The sequence below is a fragment of the Bradyrhizobium sp. B120 genome, assembly GCF_049075665.1.
Taxonomy (GTDB): domain Bacteria; phylum Pseudomonadota; class Alphaproteobacteria; order Rhizobiales; family Xanthobacteraceae; genus Bradyrhizobium.
Window position 1 is genome coordinate 3,372,071 of sequence record NZ_CP185242.1, and the last position, 22,183, is coordinate 3,394,253.

At 65.3% G+C, this 22,183-nt stretch carries 18 protein-coding genes; 14 read left to right on the plus strand and 4 right to left on the minus strand.

Going from position 1 to position 22,183, the window contains the following annotated elements; genetic code table 11:
* The first annotated feature begins 184 nt into the window (after positions 1–184).
* Positions 185–859 (plus strand): response regulator transcription factor, encoded by a 675-nt coding sequence (locus ACOIX3_RS15265; RefSeq protein ID WP_420970633.1) that lies wholly within the window; start codon positions 185–187, stop codon positions 857–859.
* Positions 860–1,915: 1,056 nt separating this feature from the next.
* Here ACOIX3_RS15265 and ACOIX3_RS15270 read toward each other — a convergent pair.
* A complete protein-coding gene (locus ACOIX3_RS15270) occupies positions 1,916–2,842 on the minus strand; it encodes a D-alanyl-D-alanine carboxypeptidase family protein (RefSeq protein ID WP_420970634.1) in 927 nt (308 codons plus the stop codon).
* A 491-nt stretch (positions 2,843–3,333) separates the two neighbouring features.
* On the opposite strand from ACOIX3_RS15270, the gene ACOIX3_RS15275 reads away from it, so the two are divergent.
* The 10 genes from ACOIX3_RS15275 (at position 3,334) to ACOIX3_RS15320 (ending at position 14,932) form a co-directional block, all read left to right on the plus strand.
* On the plus strand, positions 3,334–4,911 hold the full coding sequence (locus tag ACOIX3_RS15275; protein ID WP_420970635.1) for a gamma-glutamyltransferase family protein: 1,578 nt from the start codon (positions 3,334–3,336) through the stop codon (positions 4,909–4,911).
* Positions 4,912–5,086: 175 nt separating this feature from the next.
* Entirely contained in the window at positions 5,087–6,754 is a 1,668-nt protein-coding gene (locus tag ACOIX3_RS15280; protein ID WP_420970636.1) for an amidohydrolase, read from the plus strand.
* Positions 6,754–7,842 (plus strand): CobW family GTP-binding protein, encoded by a 1,089-nt coding sequence (locus ACOIX3_RS15285; protein WP_420970637.1) that lies wholly within the window; start codon positions 6,754–6,756, stop codon positions 7,840–7,842. The genes ACOIX3_RS15280 and ACOIX3_RS15285 overlap by 1 nt, the downstream gene beginning before the upstream one ends.
* A 46-nt stretch (positions 7,843–7,888) precedes the next feature.
* Positions 7,889–9,202, plus strand: coding sequence for an ABC transporter substrate-binding protein (locus tag ACOIX3_RS15290; protein ID WP_420970638.1), 1,314 nt, complete (start codon positions 7,889–7,891; stop codon positions 9,200–9,202).
* 1 nt (position 9,203) lies between these two features.
* Positions 9,204–9,935: an ABC transporter ATP-binding protein gene (locus ACOIX3_RS15295; protein WP_420970639.1), complete on the plus strand. Its 732-nt coding sequence runs from the start codon at positions 9,204–9,206 to the stop codon at positions 9,933–9,935.
* Positions 9,922–10,620: an ABC transporter ATP-binding protein gene (locus ACOIX3_RS15300; protein ID WP_173642024.1), complete on the plus strand. Its 699-nt coding sequence runs from the start codon at positions 9,922–9,924 to the stop codon at positions 10,618–10,620. Before ACOIX3_RS15295 ends, ACOIX3_RS15300 begins: the two co-directional genes overlap by 14 nt.
* 16 nt (positions 10,621–10,636) lie before the next feature.
* Positions 10,637–11,503 (plus strand): branched-chain amino acid ABC transporter permease, encoded by an 867-nt coding sequence (locus ACOIX3_RS15305; protein ID WP_097676476.1) that lies wholly within the window; start codon positions 10,637–10,639, stop codon positions 11,501–11,503.
* A 5-nt stretch (positions 11,504–11,508) separates the two neighbouring features.
* Positions 11,509–12,528 carry a branched-chain amino acid ABC transporter permease gene (locus ACOIX3_RS15310; RefSeq protein WP_420970640.1) on the plus strand — a complete coding sequence of 340 codons (1,020 nt, stop codon included), beginning with the start codon at positions 11,509–11,511 and terminating at the stop codon, positions 12,526–12,528.
* A 65-nt stretch (positions 12,529–12,593) separates the two neighbouring features.
* A complete protein-coding gene (locus ACOIX3_RS15315; RefSeq protein ID WP_420970641.1) occupies positions 12,594–14,618 on the plus strand; it encodes a tyramine oxidase in 2,025 nt (674 codons plus the stop codon).
* 26 nt (positions 14,619–14,644) lie between these two features.
* Positions 14,645–14,932, plus strand: coding sequence for a hypothetical protein (locus tag ACOIX3_RS15320; RefSeq protein ID WP_420970642.1), 288 nt, complete (start codon positions 14,645–14,647; stop codon positions 14,930–14,932).
* Here ACOIX3_RS15320 and ACOIX3_RS15325 read toward each other — a convergent pair.
* The 3 genes from ACOIX3_RS15325 to ACOIX3_RS15335 all read right to left on the minus strand — a co-directional run bounded on the left by ACOIX3_RS15325 (position 14,918) and on the right by ACOIX3_RS15335 (position 18,257).
* On the minus strand, positions 14,918–16,270 hold the full coding sequence (locus ACOIX3_RS15325; protein WP_420970644.1) for an aminotransferase class III-fold pyridoxal phosphate-dependent enzyme: 1,353 nt from the start codon (positions 16,268–16,270) through the stop codon (positions 14,918–14,920). The genes ACOIX3_RS15320 and ACOIX3_RS15325 overlap by 15 nt on opposite strands.
* Before the next feature lie 62 nt (positions 16,271–16,332).
* Entirely contained in the window at positions 16,333–16,998 is a 666-nt protein-coding gene (locus tag ACOIX3_RS15330) for an HAD family hydrolase (protein WP_420970645.1), read from the minus strand.
* Complete coding sequence (locus ACOIX3_RS15335; protein WP_420970646.1) at positions 16,995–18,257, minus strand: Tm-1-like ATP-binding domain-containing protein; 1,263 nt, start codon at positions 18,255–18,257, stop codon at positions 16,995–16,997. The genes ACOIX3_RS15330 and ACOIX3_RS15335 overlap by 4 nt, the downstream gene beginning before the upstream one ends.
* A gap of 218 nt (positions 18,258–18,475) precedes the next feature.
* Here ACOIX3_RS15335 and ACOIX3_RS15340 point away from each other — a divergent pair, with 218 nt between their 5' ends.
* Genes ACOIX3_RS15340 through ACOIX3_RS15350 form a run of 3 tightly spaced genes read left to right on the plus strand, consistent with a single transcriptional unit; the run spans position 18,476 to position 22,142 of the window.
* The gene (locus tag ACOIX3_RS15340) at positions 18,476–19,960 is read left to right on the plus strand and encodes an aldehyde dehydrogenase (RefSeq protein ID WP_420970647.1); all 1,485 of its coding nucleotides are present in this window, start codon (positions 18,476–18,478) and stop codon (positions 19,958–19,960) included.
* Positions 19,957–21,345 carry a transaminase gene (locus ACOIX3_RS15345; protein ID WP_420970648.1) on the plus strand — a complete coding sequence of 463 codons (1,389 nt, stop codon included), beginning with the start codon at positions 19,957–19,959 and terminating at the stop codon, positions 21,343–21,345. The genes ACOIX3_RS15340 and ACOIX3_RS15345 overlap by 4 nt, the downstream gene beginning before the upstream one ends.
* Positions 21,345–22,142, plus strand: coding sequence for an SDR family oxidoreductase (locus ACOIX3_RS15350; protein WP_420970649.1), 798 nt, complete (start codon positions 21,345–21,347; stop codon positions 22,140–22,142). The genes ACOIX3_RS15345 and ACOIX3_RS15350 overlap by 1 nt, the downstream gene beginning before the upstream one ends.
* Positions 22,143–22,183 lie beyond the last annotated feature (41 nt).

Below are 22,183 nucleotides of genomic sequence, written 5' to 3' on the forward strand. Positions count from 1 at the left end.
CGTATCGGTCGCGCCGCTTGCAATCAACCGGATGGTGGAGGGGGGCATCGGGTTACTCCGGCGTAACCGTTTCCGGGATGTGGGCTTGGCCCGCAAATTGCTTGACTATGCCCCGCGTCTGTCTCAGCGTGCCGAGCATGCGACGCGCAGACGTTCGCCATCGGGAAACATCGGGAGGTAGGTCATGATCGCGCTTCTGGGCCGACCGGATCCGGCAACCACACAGGCCATCCAGTTCGCGCGCGGGATTCTCGAAGGGTCGGCGACTGCGTTCTACGAAGTCGACGGCAATTTGACCCTCAACCGCTTCGTGCTCTCTAGCAACGTTCCGCCGAGCTTCCACGACCAGTATCTTGCCGGCATGAACCGGCTCGATCCGTTGCATCCGCGCTCCGCGAGCAACCGGCCGATTGCCCGGCTGAGCGTCGCCCTTGACCAATGCGCGTCCCTGGAGGCGGCGACCTACCGTGCGTTCGCCGGCCAATGCGGCGTCGCCGACATGATCGAGTTCTTCTTCCGCCGCAACGACCGGATCGTGGCCGGAATGAGCGTGCTCTGGGCGCCGGGCTGCACGATTCCCGACGGCAGCATGCACATTGCCGAGAAGATCCACGACTACCTCGAGTTCAACCTGACCAGCCGCCTGTCCCCGAATCCCGACGAGCCGGCGCGCTACGGACTGACCTCGCGCGAGATGGAAGTGGTCGAGCTGTTGTGCTGCGGCCGCACCAACCGCGAGATCGGCGAGTGTCTGAGCATCGGTCTTGCGACGGTGAAGACGCATCTGATCCATATCTTCGAGAAACTCGGCGTCGAGACTCGCTCCGCCGTCGTGGCGCTGATGTCGCGGCCGCATTAGGGCGCGGCTGTTTCCTCCCCGTCGTCCCTGCGAAAGCAGGGACCCATAACCACAGGGTCGTGTTGTTAAAGGGGGCCGTGGCCCCAGCGTCGCGCAACAATCACCTTCAGTGGTTATGGGTCCCGGCTCAAGGCCGGGACGACACTGAGTTTGTTGCACCGCTTGTGAGGCAAACTTCCGCATTCTCGCGACATGATTGTCCGAGCTTTGCATCTCATCTCGCCCTCTCTTGATCAGAGGGCGCAGGGAAAGCCGGGTGCCGATCGCACCCATGGGCCCCGAGCAAAAGGTAGAAAGCTCGGGGGTAGGACCACAGGTGTAACCGGAAACAACCCGGCTTTCCCTGCGCGATGGCTTACGGCTTACTTCGTGCTCTCCCCGGCGAGACTGGGCTTGGTTGTCACCGCCTTCACAAGACGCTCGCGCGTTCTGCGAGAGGACACCTACCACTAGGGCGTCAGGACCACACGACTTCACCGTCCGTCTCGTGCGCACTCGTCAGTTGCGCAATCAACGTCCACCGCATCTCACCGCAACACCCGTGACGACGCGCAGCACCCCTCGATCGGGTGAGATGCGTCAACCATACACTGAGTTGCTGTTCCGATAAACCGAATTATTTTGATGGCGAGGGGTTGACACGTTTTTGCTGAGTTGCCCGTCGGGGTAGTTTGTCGCATCCCGAATGGGGCGGGACCGTCGCTCCGTGGGCCGAAGCGGCGATCCCTGATCGCGCGATGTGCATGGTCGGGGTGTGGGGTTGACGTCGGCCAATCCGCACGACTGAGGACATAGTAAAATCGACAGTTGCGCGCGACAATTGCCATTCTGAACTAGCTCTGAGTAACAGATCTCTGGTGAGCAGACTCGGCAGCGCAAAGGTAGTAGCGCGGCGCAGCAATTGCGGTTCCTGGTGGATGAAATTCAGGGGAGAGGCGTAACGTCATAGCTGGAGGCTGGCCGCTACAGTCTCCAAAGCCGCCGTGAGCCCCAGCTCACCCCCTGAGTTGGGGCTCGCCGGAGCGCACATTCGAAGCGCGGCGACAGGCGCGTCGATCACAGGCGCGAGCTGATTTTCGTTGTCGCGGGCTTCGTCGCTGCGTTTGACTTTGCTCGCGTTTTCACGCCATGCCTTGAAGATGCTGCAATTCGGGTGTGTCGCTTGCCGATCAGCCTGGCGTGGCTCGGTGCTGAACGATGAGCTACGTATTCCTGGCCGTCGACTGGTCCGAGATGCGCTGGGTCTCCATTCAAATATGGACGTCCAATTCCGAACTGCTTTTCGTGTTCGTCGATCCATTTCCATAATCGCTTGGTCTCGATTACGCGCTCGTCCTTGCTCCCGCCGTTCATGCTGATGACGTCTGCGGCGAGCCCGTGACCATAGCCTCCTCGCGAACTGCCACCGTGATAGGACTTGTCATTCGCGGCCTTCAGCCCGCTTGCGATTGATTGGCGATAGTCATCTCGGAATCCGCTTGTGATCCCAGGCGCCAGTCCGGCCTGTTCCGCTGCATGGAGCAAATAGAACAGCTTTCCCTTGAAGGCTCGATCCATCCCTCCGATTACGTAATCCATCAGAGGCATGCCGGCTTTATCTGCTGCGTTGGGGTCCTTCCATCCGAAGTCATTTTCGACCCGCTTGGGGATGCTGCGAGTGACGGTGATCTGTTTTCCCTTCCGCTTGATCGTTACGTCCTTTTTCTCGTACACGACGATCCAGTCGGTCTTCGGCGCTCGCGTGTAAAGTGCTCCAAGGAACCGGTCGATGCATGCCTCGGCAACAAAGCACTCGTCCAGGACCAGGACCGTATCGACATTGTCAGGAGCGGCCTTGAGCGAGTCGACAGCGTTGGCCGTCTGAGATGCTTGCTCGGATTGCTTCTCGGTTTCCGTCGTAGGCAGAGCCTCGGGGCTCGCTCTGTCCGCACCTTGTGGCGCGCGCCGAGCATCGGCTCGAGCCGACGGTTCGGATGCTGTCACCTGTGGGCCCGACTCTTCCGTGGGCGACGCCGCGTGCACATCGCGAACGACAACACCGCATGACAGTGTGATCAGAGGGGCGGCAATGCGTAACCAACCAGCCCCGCAACCGAACTGATTTCGCCTGGTGCCATGAACCTCTTTGCGAGATGACATCCGCATTGAAAATCAAACATGAGCCAAACTGACCATGACAGCGTGCCATCGCGCTCTGAGCTTGGCAACCAGTTAACCACCGCAGAGTTAGCCGGCGAACACGCAACTACTCCGATAGGCCAAATCATTCCTCACGGACAGGTTTGTGCGTTGCCGTCGGATTAATCCGCCGCGTCCGGAAAGCGTCCGGCGAGACAAACCTCGCCTGTATTCACCGATCCACCGTTAGGTGGATTGCCGCTCGCCGCGCAGCCGGCCGAGACTCCGTCAAGGACCGGTGTCGTTTTCGACAATGTTGGCGAGCGGCTGCCGCTCACAGCATTTGAGGATCCGACATGCGTGATTTCATGGCCATCGGCCGCTCGGTGGCGGTTGCGGAGCGTGGCATGGCCGCGACCTCGCACCCGCAGGCGACGCTTGCCGCGGTCGAGATGTTGAAGGCCGGTGGCAATGCCGTCGATGCCGCCGTGGCGGCGGTGGCGGTGCAGGGCATCGTCGAGCCGCAGATGACCGGGATCGGCGGCGACTGCTTTGCGCTGTATTCGCCGAAGGCCGGCGAGCCGATCGCACTGAACGGCTCGGGCCGCACGCCCGCCGGCACCGATGCAGGAAAATTTGCCGGCAGCGGCGCGCGCGACATTCCGCCGACCGCGCCTGAGGCTGTGACCGTGCCGGGCGCCATCGACGCGTGGTGCAGGCTGGTCACCGATCACGGCATCAGGTCGCTGGAGGAGATCTTCCGGCCGGCGATCGCGGCGGCCGAGCAGGGCTTTTGCGTGACACCGCGCGTCGCGGAAGACTGGCGCCGGTTCCGGGCGCGGATCGAGATCGACGCCAATGCGGCTGCGCAGTTCCTTCCGGGCGGCAAGGCGCCTGAGGTCGGCGACATCCGCACGCAGCCTGCACTTGGCCGGACCCTGCGCCGGATCGCGCAGCGCGGGCGCGAGGCGTTCTACGCAGGCGAGGCCGCCGAAGAGATGGCCGGCATCTTGCGCGGGCTCGGCGGCGCCCACAGCACTGAGGATTTCGCGGCGCAGACCTCGGACTACGTGCAGCCGATCTCGGCACGTTACCATGATCACGACGTGATCGAGTGTCCGCCGAATGGGCAGGGCCTGGCGGCGCTGATGATCCTGCGGACACTTGCCGGCTTCGATGTCGGCGCGCTGGCGCAGGCCGATCGCATCCATCTGCTCGCCGAAGCGACCAAGGCCGCCTACCGCACGCGCGACGCCTTCTTCTGCGATCCCGCCGCCGGCAAGGTCGATCCGGCCGCATTCCTTGCCGACGATTATATCGGGAGGATCCGCAGCAAGATCGACATGCGCCGCGCGTCCGCGCCCGCGGCTTGGGACGATATCGAGCATCGCGACACCGTCTACGTCACGGTGGTCGACCGCGACCTCAACGCCGTCTCGCTGATCAACTCGCTGTTCTATCCGTTCGGCAGCGGCATCTACGCGCCGAAGTCCGGCGTCCTGCTGCACAACCGCGGCTGGAGCTTTCGCGCCCGGCCCGGACATCCCAATTCGCTCGGACCACGCAAGCGCCCGATGCACACCATCATCCCGGGCCTGCTGCGCAAGGACGGCAAGACCGTGATGTCGTTCGGGGTGATGGGCGGGCACTACCAGGCCGCCGGCCATGCCAATCTGCTGTCGAACATCTTCGACATGAAGATGGACATCCAGGCGGCGGCCGAGGCACCGCGCTCCTTTGCCTTCGACGGCGCGTTGTCGCTGGAGACGACGATATCGCCAGCGATCCGCGACGAGCTGCGCGCCCGCGGCCACGATGCCCGCTTCTCCGAGGAGCCGATCGGCGGCTGCCAGGCGATCCGCATCGACCATGGGCGCGGCGTTCTGCTCGGCGCCTCCGACCACCGCAAGGACGGGCTGGCGCTGGGCTACTGAGAGGGCCGCCTGCCCGCATTGCGGCAGGCGGCGGAGCATCCACCGGACGGTGGATTGTTCCAAATGCCGACATGTCGAACGTTTGGCCGATCATGCCGGCGCCATGCGCGGTTTCGCCGCTGTGCACCGCGAAAGGCTGATCGCTGCAGGCTTTCCCAATCGAGAAGTGCTCCGTATGAACAGGACATTCGCCGACACGGTCTTCCGCAACGGCCGGATCTACACGTCGAACCGGGAGCTGCCCTGGGCGACATGCGCGGCGGTCAAGGCCGGCCGCTTCATCGCGGTGGGTGAGGAACGCGACGTCGCGTCGCTCATCGGCGAGGGGACCAAGATCGTCGATCTCGGTGGACGCATGGCGATGCCGGGGATCGTCGACATCCACAATCACATCATGATGGGCGGGCAGGCCGATCTCTACGAGCTGCGCTTCTCCAACGCCGACAGCGTACCGAGGATCGCCGAGACATTGCACAAGGCGGCCTCAGTGGCTGCGCCCGGCACCTGGATCGTCGGTGGGCAGTTCGGCAACAATCTCCTGAACGAGATGAACACCGCGGAGTCCTGCGCGCTGCTGGATGCGGCGTGCCTCGGACATCCGGTCGTGCTGCGCGACGACACCTACCACAATCGCTGGGCGAGCTCGGCGGCGCTGCGGCTGGCCGGCGTGCAGGCCGATTCCGCCGATCCGACCGACGGCGAGATCGGCCGCGACCTCAAGACCGGGACGCTGACCGGGATCATGATCGAGGCCGCCTCGGGCCTGGTCGAACGGGCGCTCGCGGCCTCCGGTCACTACACGGCCGAGATGGATCGTGCGGCAGTAGCGCGCTCGATCTCCGTCCTGAACACGTATGGCGTCACCGCCTTCATCGACGCCGCCAGTATGCAGCCGATCATGGCGGCGCTGAAGGGACTTGATGATCGCGGCGAGCTGACCGCCTGGGCGGTCTGCGCGATGCCGGTGGTCGAGCCGGGCTTCATGTTCGGCAAGGCCGGCGAGGAGCTGTTTGCGCTGCGCGAGCAGTATCGCGGCGCGCATGTGAAGCCGGACTATGTGAAGGTGTTCCTCGACGGCGTGCCCGGCGCCAAGACCGCGGCGTTCCACGAGCCCTATCTGGCCGATCCCGTACGCGGCTGCTGCTTCCGCGGATCGACCATGCTGACCGTACCCGACCTGATCCGCTGGCTCGGGCGCTGCGAGAAGCTTGGCCTTGCCGCGAAGATCCATTGCGCGGGCGATGCCGCGGTGACGCAGGCGCTCGACGCGATCGATGTCGTGCGCAGCTTCAACGGGGCGACCGATCTGGTGCACCAGATCGCGCATGCGAGCTACATCGCGCCCGATGACATCAAGCGCTTCGCCGAGCTCGGCGTCGCGGCCGATCTGTCGCCGATCATCTGGTATCCGACCATCTTCCTCGAGGCGCACAAGGCCGCGATGGGCGAGGAGCGCGCGCAGCGCTTCTGGCCGAACAAGGACCTGAAGGCAGCCGGCGCGTTGATGGCCGGCGGCTCGGACTGGCCGGTGATCCCGATCCCCGATCCCTGGCAGGGCATCGAAGGCATGGTGACCCGGCAGAATCCAACCGGGGATTTTCCCGGCAAGTCGCTGTGGGCCGAGCAGGCGCTCGATCTCGCCACCGTGATCGACATCTACACCATCGATGCCGCGCGCGCGGCCGGCCTCGGCCAGTCGATCGGCTCGATCGAAGTGGGTAAATCCGCCGATCTGATCGTGCTCGACCAGATGATCTTCGACATCCCGCCGGACCAGCTTGCCGACACGCGGGTCGAGATGACCTTCTTCGAAGGCCGCAAGGTCTACCAGCGGGGTGCGTGATGATTGCTGTGGATCAGATTCCGGTCACGGTGCTCACCGGCTTCCTCGGCAGCGGCAAGACCACGGTGCTGAACCATCTGCTGCGCCAGCCGGAGCTCAATGGCGTCGTCGCCATCATCAACGAGTTCGGCGAGGTGCCGCTGGATCATCTGCTGGTCGAGAGCAGCGAGGATCGTCTCGCGCTGCTCGACAATGGCTGCATCTGTTGCTCGGTGCGCGAGGACCTGATCGAGACGCTGGCCGATCTCGCTGCCCGCCGCTCCACTAGGGCGATCCCGCCGTTCCACCGTGTGCTGGTCGAGACCACCGGGCTCGCCGATCCCGTGCCGGTGCTGCACACGCTGATGACGGCGCCCGATGTCGTCGACCGCTATCGGATCGACGGCGTGGTCGCGACCGTCGATGCCGTCAACGGCGCGCGCACCCTCCAGACGCACGTTGAGGCCGTCAGACAGATCGCGGTCGCCGACCGGCTGCTGGTGACCAAGACCGACCTTGCCAGCGACGATGCGCTTGCGCGGCTCGATGCGCGGCTCGCTGCGATCAACCCGGTCGCGACGCGCACGCACGTGCGGAACGGGATGGTGGACCCGGCAAAGGTTCTCGATGCCGGCCTGTTCGATCCGTCGGCCCGCTCCGCCGATGTCGTGCGCTGGTTCGATCTGGCATCGCAGGCGGCGAACGCGCCGCATCATCACGCGGAGCACGATTGCGATGGCGCAGATTGCGGTCGTCACAGCCACCATGCGCATGACACTGATGTATCGTCCTACAGCCTGATCATCGACGAGCCGATCCAGCGCGACGCCTTTGCACGCTGGCTCGATTATGTCGCGGCGCTCAAGGGCGAGGACCTGCTGCGCTTCAAGGCGATCGTGCATGTCGCCGAACAGCCTGATGCGCCGGTCGTGGTGCATGGCGTGCAGCACGTGTTCCATCCGCCGATCACGTTACGGGGCTGGCCGTCGGCGGACCGACGCTCGCGGCTGGTCTTCATCGTGCGCGGCATCCCGCGCCAGATCATCGAAAACACATTGTGCAAATTTGCCGCGGTGAGCCGCACGGCGATCCAGCGGTCGGCGGCGTGAGCCCGAGATCGAACAATTTCATCATTGGTTATGGAGGGAGAGGGACATGACTGAGACAAAGAATGACAGGACGTCCGGCCGGCTCGACCGGCGCACACTGCTGAAGGCGGCCGGCGCCACCGGCCTCGCATCGGCGATGAACGTGCCGCTGGTCAACGTTGCGCGGGCCGCCGGCAACACCATCAAGATCGGCTGGGTCGGATGCCTCTCCGGCGTCCGCGCGCCGTTTGCCGAGCCCGACACCTGGATCCATGAACGTATCAAGGCCCGGCTCAAGGACGGCCTGAAGATCGGCGGCAAGACCTGGCAGATCGAGTTTGTCTTCAAGGACAATCAGTCCGATCCGAACCGTTCGTCGGTGGTCGCGAGCGAACTGGTGCTGCGGGAGAAGTGCGACCTGATCCTGATCGAGGATGGCGACGCGCAGGCCCCGGTGCAGGAGCTCGCCGATGCTCGCGGCATTCCGTCGATTTCGACCATGGTGCCGTGGCAGGGCTGGATGTTCCCGCGCAAGTCGACGCCCGACAAGGGCTTCCCCTACAGCTACCATTTCTTCTGGGGTGCCGACGATGTCGTGAAGAATTTCCTCGGCATGTGGCAGTCGGTCGACACCAACAAGAAGGTCGGCACGCTCTACATCGACAATCCCGCGGGCCAGGCGTTCTCCGACCCGAAGGTCGGTCTGCCCGGCGGCATTGCGGGGGCGGGCTACCAGGAATTCTCCGCCGGAAAATTCCAGATCGCTACCGATGACTTCACCAACCAGGTGTCGTCGTTCAAGAGCAACGGCGTCGATATCGTGTCCGGCTTCACCTACGGCAATCACTGGGTGACGCTGTGGAACCAGGCGGCGCAGGCCGGCTTCAAACCACAGATCTGCACGGTGGCGGCGGCATTCCTGTTCCCGAGCGCGGTGAACGCGCTCGGCGATCGCGGCGACGGCATGTCGACCGAGGTGTGGTGGACGCCTGCCTATCCGTTCAAGTCGTCGTTGACCGGGCAGAGCGCCGCCGAGCTCGCCGCGGAATGGGAGAAGACGACGGGCAAGCAATGGACCCAGCCGATCGGCTACGCCCATGCCCTGTGGGAGGTCGCGCTGGCGGCATTGCAGAACAGCGACCCGAAGGACAAGAACTCGCTGCGCGATGCCATAGCGGGTCTCGACATGGAGACGGTGGTCGGACCGGTGAAGTTCAAGGGAACGCCGATCAAGAACGTCGCGGTGACGTCGTTGTCGGGCGGCCAATGGCGCAAGACCAAGGGCGGCAAGGCGAAATACGAGCTCTTGATCGTGCACAACGGGACGGCGCCGTTCATCCCGAAGCAGGCCGATCTCCAGCTGCTCTCCAAGCTGGCCTGAGATGGCACCGCTTCTGCGCGTCAGCGGCCTCTCGAAGCGTTTCGGCGAGATCGTGGTCGCCGACAACGTCAGCTTCGAGCTGGCGCGCGGCGAATGCCTCGGCGTGATCGGCCCGAACGGCGCCGGCAAGAGCTCGCTGTTGAACCTGATCGTCGGCCTGCTTACGGCCGACGGCGGTTCGATCACGCTCGACGACAAGGAGATATCAGGCCTGCCGCCGCATCGCCGGGCGCGGATGGGGCTCGGGCGCGCGTTCCAGATCCCGCAGCCGTTTCCACATCTGTCGGTTTACGAGAACGCGCTGGTCGCGGCGTCCTACGGTGCGGGTCTGTATGGCGAGGCGGCATCGAGCTGGACGATGGAGGTGTTGCAGCGCACCGGGCTCGACGCCAAGGCGGACAAGCTCGCGGGCGCCTTGCCGCTGATCGATCGCAAGCGGCTGGAATTCGCCAAGGCGCTGGCCTCGAAGCCCAAACTGATCTTGCTCGACGAGATTGCCGCTGGGCTGACCGAGCCCGAGGTCGAGCGCCTCGTTGCCATCATCAAGTCGGTGAAGGCAGATCACGCCATGATCTGGATCGAGCACATTCCGCACGCGCTGCGCGCGGTGTCGGATCGGATCATGGTGCTCGATTTCGGCCGCAAGGTGCTGGAAGGACCTCCGGCCGAGGTGATGGACAGCGCCGTGGTGCGCGAGATCTACATGGGATTGAAGGCCGATGGCGTTGCTTGATGTGAACGGCCTGCAGATCTTCTACGGCGATCTCCAGGCCGTGTTCGACATGAACTTCACCGTCGCGGACGGCGAAGCGGTGGCGCTGGTCGGCGCCAACGGCGCCGGCAAGTCGACGTTCCTGAAAGCGCTGGTCGGGCTCAACGAGGAGCGGCGCGGGGCGGTGCATTTCGACGGCATCGACATCTCGCAGATGCCGGCCGAGCAGGTGTCGCGGCTCGGGCTCATCATGGTGCCCGAAGGGCGCCTGCTGTTCGATTCGCTGACCATCGAGGAGAACCTGCTGATGGGCAGCGTCAACCGGCGCAAGGGCAGCTGGACCTTGCGCCGGGTGTTCGACTTGTTCCCGATCCTGGAGGAGCGGCGGCGGATGTTTCCGGGCCAGCTCTCCGGCGGCCAGCAGCAGATGGCGGCGATCGGCCGCGCGCTGATGTCGAACCCGCGGCTGTTGTTGTGCGACGAGATCTCGCTCGGGCTCGCGCCCGTCGTGGTCGAGCAGATCTACCGCTCCTTTGCCGACATCCGCCGCGAGGGCACCGCCGTCGTGCTGGTCGAGCAGGACGTCAAGCGCGCGCTCGCCACCTCCGAACGAATCTACTGCCTGTTGAAGGGGCGGGTGTCGCTGACCGGCCCGGCGCAAGGATTGCAGCCGGAGCAGCTGACGCACGCCTATTTCGGTAACTAGCCAGGATTGGCACGACATGATCTGGGTTGAGACATTGATCAACGGAGCCCTGCTGGGCGGGCTCTACGGCCTGCTCGGAATCGGGCTCGCTCTGGTGTTCGGCGTGATGCGCGTCGTCAACATCGCGCATGGCGAGTTCATGGTGCTGAGCGCGTTCTGCGCCGTGCTGCTTTCCAACCTGTTTCCGCAGGTCTCGCCGCTCTTGATGCTGATCCCGGTGATCGCACTGTCCTTTGCGGTCGGCTGGCTCTACCAGGCCGCCATTGTCAACCGGGTCGTGACATCGCCCGATCCGCTGTCGCCGTTGCTGCTCACCTTCGGCGTCTCGGTGATCCTGCGTAACGTCATGGTCGAGATATTCGGGGCCGACGTGCGCAGCCTCCAGGTCGGCGAGCTCTCGCGCGCCAGCCTCGAGATCGCCGGCCTCAACATCGGCATCATGCCGCTGCTCACGCTGGTGCTGGCGGCGCTGCTGTTCATGGCGCTGCAGCTGGTGCTGCGCCACACCGAGTTCGGCCGGATCGTGCGTGCCACTGCCGACCGCCGCGACATCGTCCGGCTGTCCGGGGTCAAGCCGGATCGGGTCTATAATTATGTCATGGGCCTGTCGCTCGCGCTCGGCGCGATCGGCGGCGTGCTGCTCGCGGTGCGGTCGAGCTTTACGCCGTTCTCGGGCGCCGAGCGGCTCTTGATCGCCTTCGAGGTCGTGGTGCTGGGCGGGCTCGGCTCGTTCTGGGGCGCGCTGCTCGGCGGCATCGCGCTCGGCATGGCGCAACTGATCGGGCTGAAGATCGATCCGAATGCGGGGCTGCTCTACGCACACCTGCTGTTCTTCATCATGCTGCTGATCCGTCCGTCGGGTCTCGTGTCGAGCAGGGTATGACGCTGATGCCGACACGGACAATTCTCCTCGCCTGTGCCATCGTGCTGGTCGCCGTCATCGCCGGCGCGCCCTTCGTGCTGAACGAGGGCATCCTGCGGCTCGCGACCGAGTGCCTGCTGCTGCTGACGATGGCGCAGATGTGGAACCTGCTGGCGGGCTATGCCGGGCTGGTGTCGCTCGGCCATCAGGTCTTCATCGCCTTCGGCGCCTATGCGCTGTTCCTGACCTCCGGCTGGCTCGAGGTGACCCCGATCTGGGTGCTGCCGGTGGCGCCGCTGGTGGCCGCGGCCGTCGCGGCGATCATCGCCTTTCCGCTGTTTCGTTTGCGCGACGCCTATTTCTCGATCGCGATGTGGGTGTTCGCCGAGATCATCGGCGCCTTCACGATGAAATCGCAGGCCGTCGGCGGCACCTCGGGCGTGCCGCTCGCCACCAGCAAGCTGATCGATTTCGACTGGTTCGAGCCGACCATGTTTTGGCTCGCGGGCGGCCTGACGCTGGTCACCATCATGGCGCTGTACAAGATGATGACCTCGAGCTTCGGGCTCGGGCTGATGAGCGTGCGCGACAATGATCTCGCCGCGATGAGCGTCGGCGTCGATGTTCGCCACAACCGCTTCATCGCCTTCGTGCTCTCGGCGGCGGGATGCGGGCTTGCGGGTGCGCTGAGCTTCATGGGCAATTTGTTCATCGCGCCGCTGGCGGCCTTCGACGTCAATTGGTCGGTCTACATGATGTTCATCGTGATCATCGGCGGCATCGGAACGCTGGAAGGCCCGATCCTCGGCGTCATCATCTTCTTCGGCCTGCGCGAATTGATGACCGGGCCGCTCGGCCTGTCCGGCGGCTGGTATCTGGTCGGGCTCGGCATCATTGCCGTCGTCGTGATGATCGTGGCGCCGCGCGGCATCTGGCCGGCCTTGCGCGATCGCCTCGGCGTAAGGCTGCTCGACGTCCACCGTGCCGCGCCACGGCCGGCCGCGGCCACCATCCTGCCGGGCGCATCGGAACGGGCTACCGGATGAGGCGGGCCTTCACGCCGTCATCATTGCTTGTATTCTGACCGTTCTGGCTTTGCGTGGAGGGTGTGATGGCTCTGATATTCCGGGGATGCGGATCGGCATTGGCCGGCCTGGTTGCGATGACGATGGCGGCGCCGCTGCCGGCGCAGGCCGAGCGCAGGATGTGGCCGCAGGCGGCCGCGACGCACCCGATGGACGGGCTGACAACGGACGAAATCCGTTCGGTCACCGAGATTCTCCGCGGCGCCGGCAAGCTCGACGATGCGACGCGGGTCGTCTCCATGACGGTCGACGAGGACCCCAAGGACGAAGTGCGGGCGTGGAAGCCCGGACAACCCTTCGCGCGGCGGGCGAATGCGACGCTGCTGAGCGGTGGATATCTCTACGAAGCGCATATTGATCTGGCCGCGCGCAGCCTGCTCGGCTGGGACGAGATCAGGGATCATGAGGCCGCGCTGACCATCGACGAGCTGATGTCTGCCGGTGATCTGCCGAAGCAGGACCCGCGCTGGATTGCCGCGATGGCCAAGCGCGGCATCACCGACTTCCGCAACGTCATGTGCCTGCCGCTGACGGTGGGGCCGGTGAGCGACCCGGCCCTGAAAGGCCGCCGCCTGCTCAACGTGCCCTGCGTCGACACCACCGGCGCCGGCAACAATCTCTGGGGCAAGCCGATCGAGAACCTGGTCGCCCAGGTCGATCTCAAGAGCAGGACGGTGCTGTCGGTGACCGATCTCGGCGTGCTGCCGCCACCGGCGCAGACGCCCTCGCATGCCTATGCCGACTCCGGAAAATACCGTAAGCCGCCGAAGCCGATCGAGATCACCGCGCCCGAGGGCACCAATGTGAAGGTGGAGGGCGGCCAGGTCCGCTGGGACAATTGGTCGTTCCATGTCCGTCTCGAGCCGCGCGTCGGCGCGGTGCTGTCGCTGATCCGCTACGACGACCACGGCACGTTCCGCGACATCGCCTATCAGATTTCGGCGAGCGAGATGTTCGTGCCCTATATGGATCCGGCGCCGACCTGGTCGTTCCGCGCCTATATGGATATCGGCGAATACGGTTTTGGTGTGCTCTCCAGCGAATTGCAGCGCGGCATCGATTGCCCCGAAGGCGCGCATTTCCTCGATCTGACGATCTCGGACACCAAGGGCGCGCCCGTCGTCTCCAAGGGCGCGGTCTGCATCTTCGAGCGCCCGACCGGCGATCCGATCTGGCGCCACAGCGAGCTCATCAACAACACCGCCGAGGTGCGGCCGAACAATGAGCTGGTGGTGCGGATGGCGCCGGTGGTCGGCAATTACGACTATCTGGTGGACTACGTGTTCGACCGCGCCGGCAACATCGACGTGCGGCTCGGCGCCTATGGCATCGATGCGACCAAGGGCGTCGCGAGCCGGACCTTGAGCGATCCGACGGCGAAGCAGGATACGGCCTACGGGACGCTGGTCGACGAGCGGCTGCTGGCCGTCAATCACGATCACTACATGACGTTCCGGATCGACATGGACGTCGACGGCACCTCGAACCGGCTGGTCGAGGACCACTTCAGCGTCCGCCGGCTGGATGAGGGCCAGCGCAAGAGCCTCTGGCAGGTTGACACCAGGCCGGTCGCGACCGAAGGGCCGATCACGACGCCGCTGAGCGCGGCGCAGTTCAGGATCGAAAGTACCGGCAAGACCAACAGCCGCGGCTACCGCACCAGCTATCAGCTGATGCCCGGACACTCCGACGTCTCGTTGCTCGCCAAGGACGATCCGATCCAGCTGCGCGCAGGCTTCAGCGCCTACACGCTATGGACCTCGGCCTACGCCAGGGACGAGAGATATGCCGCAGGCATGTACCCGAATGAGAATCCTGAGGTCGATGGCTTGCCGAAATGGACCGCCGCAAAGCGGCCGATCGAGGATCGCGACCTCGTGCTGTGGTACACGGTCGGCTTCCGCCACGTGCCACGCGCCGAGGATTGGCCGGTCATGCCGGGCCTTTGGCATGGCTTCCGGCTCCGTCCGTTCAACTTCTTCGATCGCAATCCCGCGCTCGACGTGCCGCCGATGGTGAATGCCAAGGATACCACCAAGGACACCAAATGAGTGGCCGCGTGCTTCGCACGGGAGCGGTGGCCGGCGCGCTGCTGGTGTTGTTGGCCGCGCAACCAGCCGCGCACGGCGCGACGGCGGAAAGCGGCGCTGACGATGCGTCCTTGCTCTATTTGAGCAGCGGCGACTGGCAGCGCCAATCCACGCCGCACAAGGTCGCGCTCGCGGCCGACTTCATGCGGATCTTCTGCACCGATCAGAGAATGTCGGCGGCATCGCTCGCCGATTGCCTCGACCGCGACAAGGCGGATGGCGCGCTGTTCGAGCGTGCCATGGCCTGTGTCAGTGCGCTGTCAGCCGGCCGCTGAGAGGCCGGCGTCGATCCCTTCGGCGATCGCCTTCACATCCAATGCGGTGAGGATCAGGGGCGGGGACAGGATCAGGTTGTTGCCCGAGACGCGCAGCATCACGCCGGCCTCGTAGGCGCTATCTGCCACCTTCGCCATCGTCTTCTTGTCGGCGGGCTTCTTGCTGTCGCGATCGGCGACCAGCTCGAGCGCGGCCATCAGGCCCTTGCCCCTGACGTCGCCGACCAGCTGGTGCTTGGCCTTGAGCGCGGCCAGCGCATGCGCAAGGTCCTCACCGCGCGCGGCGGCATTCTCGTCAAGCTTGAGGCGGCGGGTCTCGGCGAGCGCGGCAAGGCCCGCGGCGCAGCCGACCGGATGGCCCGAATAGGTGTAGCCATGGCCGATCGAACCGAACGCGGTCGTATCAGTCTCGAAGGTTTCCGCGACCTGCTCGCCGATCAGCGTCGCGCCGAGCGGGAAATAGCCCGAGGTGATCGCCTTGGCCATCGTCATCATGTCAGGCTTGACGCCCCATAGCCGCGAACCCGACCACGCGCCGGTGCGTCCGAACCCGGTGACGACCTCGTCGGCGATCATCAGGATGCCGTGCCGGTCGCAGATCTCGCGCGCCAGCTTCATGAAGCTGTCCGGCGGCACGATCACGCCGCCGGCCCCTAACACCGGCTCCATGATGAAGGCCGCGATGGTGTCGCCGCCCTGGAACGCGATCTCCTCCTCCATCGCCGCCGCGCACAGCTGCGCGAGCCTGGCGGGATCGGTCTCGTTGAAGGGATTGCGATAGGTCGACGGCGCCGGGATATGGAATACGCCGGGTAGCATCGGCTCATAGTTGCGGCGGAAATTGGCGTTGCCGTTGACGGAGGCGCCGCCGAAATGCGTGCCGTGATAGCCCTTCTTCAGCGCCAGGAACTTGGTGCGGTCGGCCTGGCCCTTGATCTTCCAGTATTGCCGCGCAAGCCGCAGCGCGGTCTCGACCGAATCCGATCCGCCCGACGTGAAGAAGGCGCGAACCATGCCTTCCGGCTTGAACCATTCAGTGAGCTCGTAGGCGAGCTCGATCGAGGGACCGCTCGAAGTGCCGCGGAAGCCGGAATAGTATGGCAGCGCGCTGAGCTGGTCTGCGATCGCCTTCTTGATCGGATCGCAGCTGTAGCCGAGATTGACGTTCCACAGGCCGCCGACCGCATCGATCACGGTGTTGCCGTCGATGTCGGTGACGTGGACGCCTTCGCCCTTCATCACGATCCGCGGCGGCTGCGCCCGCATCTCGGCGGGATGGGCCATCGGGTGCCAGATCGGCTTGGCGTTGTTCTCAACCAGGAAGTTTCTGTCACGCATGATCGCTCTCTGTCGTTAACGCGCTTTCTTCATGCGAACCGGCCACTTCGCTCGAAAACGCTCTAGTCGAATTGCAGCCCGAAATGCCGCAGCGCTTCGCCGTAGGACGCGGCTGGATTGCGCACGTCAAACAGCACCGTGCGCATGTTGCACGCGGCGGCGCCGGTGGTGTTGCGACGCTGGTCGTCGACGAAGACGCAATCTTCTGCCTCCAGCGCCAATTCGTCCAGCACGCTTTGATAGGCGCGCCGATCGGGTTTCAGGATCCCGGTATGGGTCGCGTCGACGATGGTGTCGAAGCGTTTGAGGATGGAGAGGCGGGTGCGGAACTCCGCACCATAGAACAGGTCGAGCTCGTTCGAGAGGATCGCAAGCCGGAACCCGGCGTCAGCGGCGAGGGTGATCGCGCGCACCGCCTCGGGCCGGATCACGGTGTCGGGATCGGCGCCGCGCGCGCGCTTCACGAAGGTCTCCATGTCGCGCCAGTCCTCGCCGACCATGCGCCCGACCTCGCGGCTGCGGGTCAGCCAGTAGTCGCGTTCGGAAATCTCGCCGCGCTGCATCGCAGCCCAGAGCGGATCGCTGTCGGGAGCGAATGGTCCGAGCCATTTCAGCGTGCACGGAGCGAGCCCGAGCGCGCGCTCGGTCAGGTCATGGGTCTCGAACAAGGTCTTCGAGATCACACCGCCGAAATCGAGCACCAGCGCCTTCGCGAGCGGTCGCGTCATGCGGCAACCGTTCCGCGGCCGGGGCGAACAATGCCGGCTGCGACCCATCGGTCGAAGATACCGAGCACCGTTTCATTGAATGTCGCGCTGTTGATGTGATCCTTGATCTCGTGCAACTCGACCGGCGGCCGGACCGCCGACCGCATCGCGTCGACAAAGGCCGCGAGGGCGTCGGGATCGTGCAAGGCTTCGCCTTCGCGGTCCCATTGCTGGATGCCGCCGGCGGGCAGCACAAAGGCGACGGGTGCGCTGGCGCCGGCGAGCTTCTCCGCAATCGCGTGGGCGATCCGGCGGCGATCGGCCGCTCCCGAAGTCGCCGACGCGAGCAGCCGGTTGTGTGCGTGGAACGGCCGATCCGACAGCTCGCTCGGAATCCCAAGCCATGCCGGGAAGTCGACCATGTCGACCGCCCCGGGGGCGACGATTTGCGGAATGCCGGCTCTGCCCGCATTCTCCAGCCGGTCGGCGCCTGAATTGACCACCGAGCCGGTGAGCTGATTGGCGACCTCCTGCAGGCTGAGGTCCAGCACCGCAGCAAAGCCGCCCTGGGCTGCGATCGACTCCATGGCACGGCCACCCATGCCTGTGGTGTGGAAGACGACCACCTCGTAGCCGCGCTGCTCGAGCTGCGGCTTGAGCTCCACCATGTAGCGCAGGCAGCTCTTGCCGAGCGAGGTGATCGCAACGACCGGACGGTCCCGGCTCGGCTTGATTGCGCTCTTCGCCGCGCCGACGATCGCGCCGCAGGCCTGCGACAGCACGGCGGTGCAGGTGCCGTTGAGGCCATAGAGGCCGCCGGCCCACAGGATCATCATCAGATCGGCGGCGACGCGCTCGGGCGGGATCAGATGCGAAAAGGCGACGGTCGAGACGATCAGCTTCGGCAGGCCGAGCGGCAGCGCCTGTGCGACGTCGAGCGCAAGGTCGGTTCCCATCGTGCCGCCGATCGCGATCACGCCGTCGATGGCATCGCGCGCCGCGAGCTCGCGCGCCAGATTAGCGGCGCCAATCGCCATCAGCGACATCGCGGAGTTTTCGTCGCCGCTCGATGCGATCGCCGCGATCGTGGTCTGCGCAGCGGAGGCCACCGCGTGCTTGTCATGTGCGGGTTGATACGGCGGATCGCCGAGCACGCTGATGTCCATCATGATCGTGCTGCCACCGGCGCGCGCGATGCACGCGCTCATGAACAGCAGTTCGTCGGCCTTGGTGTCTCCAGTGCCGATCAGAAGAATACGGGGCTGCGTGATCTCGGGCATGACCTTCGGCTCGCCGGCGGCGTGAGGGATGTGGACGAGTTGGTTTGCACCCAGCGGGCAGGGCGTTCGGCCATCGTGCGATCACGCTATGAGGGCGCTGGCCGCGGCGACATCCACCTATCGGTTGATTGCTGCCAAAGCCTTGATTTGGCGAGGATTGCACCATGCCAGCGGTCTCCGGTCGGGAGCCGCTTTTGTCACCGTCACAATGATCCCGCATGCAGCAAGCCCAGATCGATCTGTTACGCTCGGCCGCAATTCCGGCCCAGCAGCTCTTCATCGGCGGCCGGCCGGCGCAGCCGGTTGGCGAGGCACGGCTCGATGTGGTGTCGCCGATCGACGGCAAGGTGCTGACGACCATTGCAGACGGCGATGCGGCCGATGTCGACCTTGCGGTCAAACGGGCGCGGCAGGCCTTCGAGCAGGGAAGCTGGTCGCGTGCGGCACCGGCGCAGCGCAAGAAGGTGCTGCTGCAGTTCGCCGATCTGATCGAGCAGCACACGCTTGAGATCGCGGTACTCGGCGTGCGCGACAACGGCACCGAGATCGGCATGGCCTACAAGGCCGAACCGCTGTCGGCCGCCGGCACCGTCAGGTACTACGCCGAGGCGATCGACAAGGTGTATGGCGAGATCGCGCCGACCTCAGGTGACGTGCTCGGACTCGTGCATCGCGAACCGCTTGGCGTCGTCGGCGTCATCGTGCCGTGGAATTTCCCGCTGATGATCGGGGCGTGGAAGATCGGTCCCGCACTCGCCGCCGGAAACTCGGTCGTGGTCAAGCCGCCGGAGCTTGCGTCGCTGACGCTGCTGCGGCTTGCCGAGCTTGCGACCGAGGCGGGCCTGCCGGACGGCGTGCTCAACGTCGTCACCGGCCGCGGCGCATCGGCCGGCGAGGCGCTCGCGCTGCATATGGATGTCGATGTGCTCGCCTTCACCGGCTCGGGCGCGGTCGGCCGGCGGCTGCTGGAATGTTCGGCGCGGTCGAATCTGAAGCGGGTCCATCTCGAGCTTGGCGGCAAGTCGCCCAATATCGTCTTCGCGGATGTGCCCGACATCAAGCATGCGGCCAAGGTGTCCGCGAATGGCATCTTCAGGAATTCGGGCCAGGTCTGCGTGGCCGGTTCGCGGCTGCTGGTGCAGTCCGCGATCTATGATCGCTTCATGGATGCGCTGCTCGATGCCACTGCCAAGCTCCGTGTCGGCGATCCCCTCGATGTGACGTCGGATATCGGCGCTATCTCGAGCCAGGCTCAGTTGCGCAAGAACCTGGATGCGGTTGCCCGCGCGGAAGCGCAGGGTGCGAAGCGGTTGATCGGCGGCGAGCAGATCCGCATCGAGAGCGGCGGCAACTTCATGTCGCCCGCGATCCTCACCGAGGTGACGCCATCGATGGAGGTCTGGCGCGAGGAGGTGTTCGGCCCGGTGCTGGCGGTCACGCGGTTCGACGGCGAGGAGGACGCCACAGCTCTCGCCAACGCGACGCCCTATGGGCTTGCATCTGCGGTGTGGACCGGAAGTCTGTCAACGGCGCATCGCATGGTGCGCGCCATCAAGGCCGGCGTCGTGCACGTCAATGCCTATGGCGGCGCCGATATCACGGTGCCGCTCGGCGGCTTCAAGCAATCCGGCTTCGGACGCGACAAGTCGCTCCACGCCCTCGACGCCTATACCGACCTCAAGACCGCCTGGATCGCGCTATGACATCAGCAACGGCCGAACGTGCGGGCATTCTGAACCGATTGCTCGATGCCGAACAGGAACGTTTCCGGGCACTTCATCCGCGCTCGGCGGCGGCCTGGCAGGACGGCCGGCAACACTACCTTTATGGCGGCCCGTCGCACTGGATGCGGCGCTGGGCTGGCGGTTTTCCGATCTATGCCGATGCGGCGCATGGCGCGCATATCAGGGACATCGACGGCCGCGACTATATCGATTTCTGCCTCGGCGACACCGGCGGCATGTGTGGGCACGCGCCGGAGGCGGTGACGGAAGCCGCGCTGCATCAGCTCAAGCGTGGCGCGACCATGATGCTCCCGACGGGGGACAGCCTTTGGGTCGGCGCCGAGTTGTCGCGTCGCTTCGGCCCGAAATACTGGACCTTGACGACGTCGGCGACCGACGCCAACCGCGCCGCGATCCGCATCTCGCGCATGATCACCGGGCGGCGCAAGGTGCTGGTGTTCTCCGGCTGCTATCATGGCGGCGTCGAGGAGGCGCATGTCGAGATCCGCGACGGCCGCGTCGGCTTGCGCAACATGATCCATCCCAACGGCATCGATCATGACGCCGTGAGCCGGGTGGTCGAGTTCAACGATGTCGCAGGCCTGGAGGCGGCGCTGGAGCAGGGCGATGTCGCCTGCGTGCTGACCGAGCCGCTGATGACGAATTTCGGCATGATCCCGGTCGACCCCGGTTTCCACCAGGCCCTGCGCGACCTGACCCGCCGCGCCGGTACTGTGCTCATCATCGACGAGACCCATACGCTGTCCTGCGGGCCGGGCGGCTATACTGAGGGCCACGGGCTCGAGCCGGACATCTTCGTCGCCGGCAAGGCGATCGCAGGTGGCATCCCCGCCGGCGTGTTCGGTCTCAGCGAGCAGATTGCCGAGCGGCTCTGGAAAATCGTGCCCCACGTCAACCCGCGTGAGCGGCAGTCGGCGCATCTCGGTTTCGGCGGCACGCTTGCCGGCAACGCGCTGACGGTCGCGACCATGCGCGCGGTGCTGGAGAAGGTGCTGACCTCAGCGAATTACGAGCGGATGATCGGAACCGCGACCTGGCTCGCGCAGGAGGCGCGCCGGCTGATCGAGGCGGCCGGGCTGCCCTGGCACGTCACGCAGATCGGCGCACGTGCCGAGATCATGTTCATGCCACAACCGCCACGCAGCGGCGCCGACGTCATTGCGGGCCGGCAACCCGATCTCGAGACCTTGCTGCATGCGTTCTACATGAACGAGGGCATTCTGGTGACGCCGTTCCACACCATGCTGCTGATGTGTCCGGCGACGTCGGGGCGGGACGTCGACAAGCACACGGCGGTGTTCGCGCAGTTCATCGATTTGCTGCGCGGCGCGGGAGCAATCTGATGCAGGCGCTTCCGTTCAATCTCGACGGCCGGGTCGCCATCGTCACCGGCGGCGGCCGCGGGATCGGTGCGGCCATTGTCAGGCGCCTTGCGCAGGCCGGCGCGACCGTTGTCATCGCCAACCGGACGCTCGATGTGGCCGAGGCACTGGCGCGCGAACTCGCCGACGACGGACGAACCGCGCATTGCGTGCCGTTCGACCGGCTCGATCGCAGCAGTCTGCGTGCGATGATTGACGATGTCGCCGCCAAATTCGGCCGGCTCGATATCGTCGTGCACAATGCCGGTGGTTGTCCGTGGGCCTCGCTCGAGGAGCTCGATGAAGCCAAGCTCGACGAGACACTGGTGCTGAATCTCAACGCCAGCATCTGGCTCGCACAGGGCGCTATTCCCCATATGCGCGCCAACCGGTTCGGACGCGTTCTCGTGACATCGTCGGTCTCGGCGCGCGTCGCGATGGGCGGCGGCGCGCATTACTCCGCGGCGAAAGCCGGTGTCAACGCGTTCATCCGCGGTACCGCCTTCGAGCTCGCGCGCGACGGCATCACGGTCAATGGCGTCGAAGCCGGCTTCATCGAGAAGCCGGGGCGGGGCACCATGAGCGCGCCGGAGAACAAGGCAAAGCTCGAGCGCTTCATTCCGATGGGGCACATGGGGAGCGCGGACGACATCGCCTGCGCGATGCTCTATCTCGCCTCCGCCGAGGCCAAATATGTCACGGGGCAGACCATCGTCGTCGACGGCGGCTCGACGCTGCCGGAGACCGGATTTGCCGTCGAACGGCAGTGGGGACTCTAGATGAGCATGATCTCTTCGGAAAACCGGCTTCCACTTTTCCG